The 2,162-nt window shown below is 65.4% G+C and carries 2 protein-coding genes; one reads left to right on the top strand and one right to left on the bottom strand.

Translation table 11 applies throughout. The features are described from left to right. Window positions 1-158 precede the first annotated feature (158 nt). Window positions 159-1,190 carry a hypothetical protein gene (locus tag JNK68_17505; protein ID MBL8542141.1) on the bottom strand — a complete coding sequence of 344 codons (1,032 nt, stop codon included), beginning with the start codon at window positions 1,188-1,190 and terminating at the stop codon, window positions 159-161. Between the two features lie 279 nt (window positions 1,191-1,469). Between JNK68_17505 and JNK68_17510 the strand changes: the two genes are divergently transcribed. Next, window positions 1,470-2,162: alpha-amylase (locus JNK68_17510; GenBank protein ID MBL8542142.1), on the top strand; the 693-nt coding region annotated here is incomplete at its 3' end.

Consider the following 2,162-nt stretch of genomic DNA (forward strand, 5'->3'; position numbering starts at 1 on the left):
CGGATTGAAACGCTGTGTGCCTCCGGTAACGCCAACGGTTTTTGGCATCGCCCCTCGCTCGCGAGGGGCGCGGATTGAAACACGTGGACCGATGACCTTCGCGCTGCGCTCGAGGGGCATCGCCCCTCGCTCGCGAGGGGCGCGGATTGAAGCGTGAACTATGCCGTGCGCGCGCTACGCGGCGTGTCGACCGCCGGCACCAAGGAGCGCTCAAGCTGCGCTCTCAGGTCCCGCTCGCTGCAGAAAACCAGGTCGTACGTGCTGGAGAAACCCGCCGCCTGTTTGGCATCGAGGCCCGCTGCGCAGACGATGAAGTCGGCGCGACCGATGCCAAGCCGCTTGCGCAACGTCAGGCAGCGGTCGATGTCCTGGCGGAAGTCGCCGCTCTTGCACTCGACGCACAGCGGACGGTTGCCGTCGATGAGGAAGAACACGTCGAGTTCGAACGTCTCGTCGCTGGGCAGCGTGATCACCAGATTGCGTGCGCACGAATAGCGCAGGCCGCGCTCCCGCGCCAGCTGGAGCAGGGCCATCAGCACCAGCCACTCCAGCCAGTCACCGTTGAAGAAATCGCGAATCGCCGGCGCCGCCTGCAGGATGAGCCGCAGCCGCGGCTTCTCGTCGTTGAGGTGTAGACACTTGGCGATGAAGGTGTAGTCGAACAGCTGTCGGCAGAAGCGCGTGATGAGCTCGACCTGTTCGGGCGTCTTGCGCTCGAGTTGGATCGTCGCCTGGGCGAATCCCTTGATCTGTGCGAAGCGGATACGATCGACCACTTCCTTCAGCACGCCGAAGTTCTCGCCGATGGCGACAGCGACCTCGTCGAAGAAGCCTGTCGTGTCGACGGCCTTCGGGTTCGTGCGAACGCGGATCTGCCGGCGCTGGAACCAATCGCGCACCGGCCCATGCTGGAGTTCGGTCGACAGGACGGCCGAGTTGTGCAGATCGAACGGCTCGGCGGGTGCCGCCGGTGTGCCGCGCGGCATCAATCCGCCGCTGCCGCCGGCGGCGCGCAGTCGAACCGATTCGACCTGCAGGGCAAACAGCTTTTCCAGCGCCTTGCTGACGAAATAGACCGTATCGTGGGCGTGACCGGGTGCCTGACAGCGCGAACACGGCTGCATGGTGCCCGCCGCCTCGCGCGGCAGTTCTTCGAGATGACCGCACTTGCTGCAGCGAAGGATGGCCATGGCATGAGGGTGGGAGGCTGAGCGGAGACGACGCCCGCTGCAATAGCTGTGCCCACGTCCCGGTCACCGCCTCTGACCGGCGCCGCTGCGGCCGTGCGGGCCGCCGCAAGGTTGACGCGACGCGAAGAACCAGCAATATTCTGCGCTGCGGTTGCCCCGGAAGATCGGGTGCGGGCCTTCGGCAATTGCCGCAGGTTCGCGCGGGGTCCGCTTCGCGTGCGCCCGCTTGCCTGCCCGCAACCGGCGCGTCGTCGATCACTTCTTCTCTGACACGGCACCATGGACAACAGCACGCTGCCGTTCGCCAACGACCACGAGCCCGGCGCAAGCGCCGACGCCGTCGCCGCCGATCCGCTCTGGTACAAGGACGCGGTAATCTATCAGCTGCACGTCAAGGCGTTCTGCGACTCCAACGACGACGGCATCGGCGACTTCCGCGGCCTCGCATCCAAGCTCGATTACGTGCAGGACCTGGGCGTCAACGCGATCTGGGTGATGCCCTTCTATCCGTCGCCGCTGCGCGACGACGGCTACGACGTCGCCGACTATCTGAACGTGCATCCGCACTACGGCACGCGGCAGGACTTCCGGAATTTCCTGCGCGAGGCGCACCGCCGCGGGCTGCGCGTGATCACCGAGCTCGTCGTCAACCACACCTCCGACCAGCATCCGTGGTTCCAGGCCGCACGCCGAGCACCGCCCGACACGTCGAAGCGCAACTTCTACGTGTGGAGCGACGACGATCAGAAGTATCGCGGCACGCGGATCATCTTCACCGACACCGAAGCCTCCAACTGGACCTGGGACCCGGTCGCGAAAGCGAACTTCTGGCACCGCTTCTTCAGCCATCAGCCCGATCTCAATTTCGACAACCCGAGCGTGATGAAGGCGGTGGTCCGCGCGATGCGCTTCTGGCTCGACATGGGTGTCGACGGCGTCCGGCTGGATGCGATTCCCTATCTGGTGGAACGC

This window comes from Betaproteobacteria bacterium, assembly GCA_016791345.1.
Lineage (GTDB): Bacteria > Pseudomonadota > Gammaproteobacteria > Burkholderiales > JAEUMW01 > JAEUMW01.

Bases quoted from the DNA above. Each gene is read 5' to 3' on its own strand.
- JNK68_17505 (MBL8542141.1), bottom strand. From the start codon at position 1,190: ATGGCCATCCTTCGCTGCAGCAAGTGCGGTCATCTCGAAGAACTGCCG.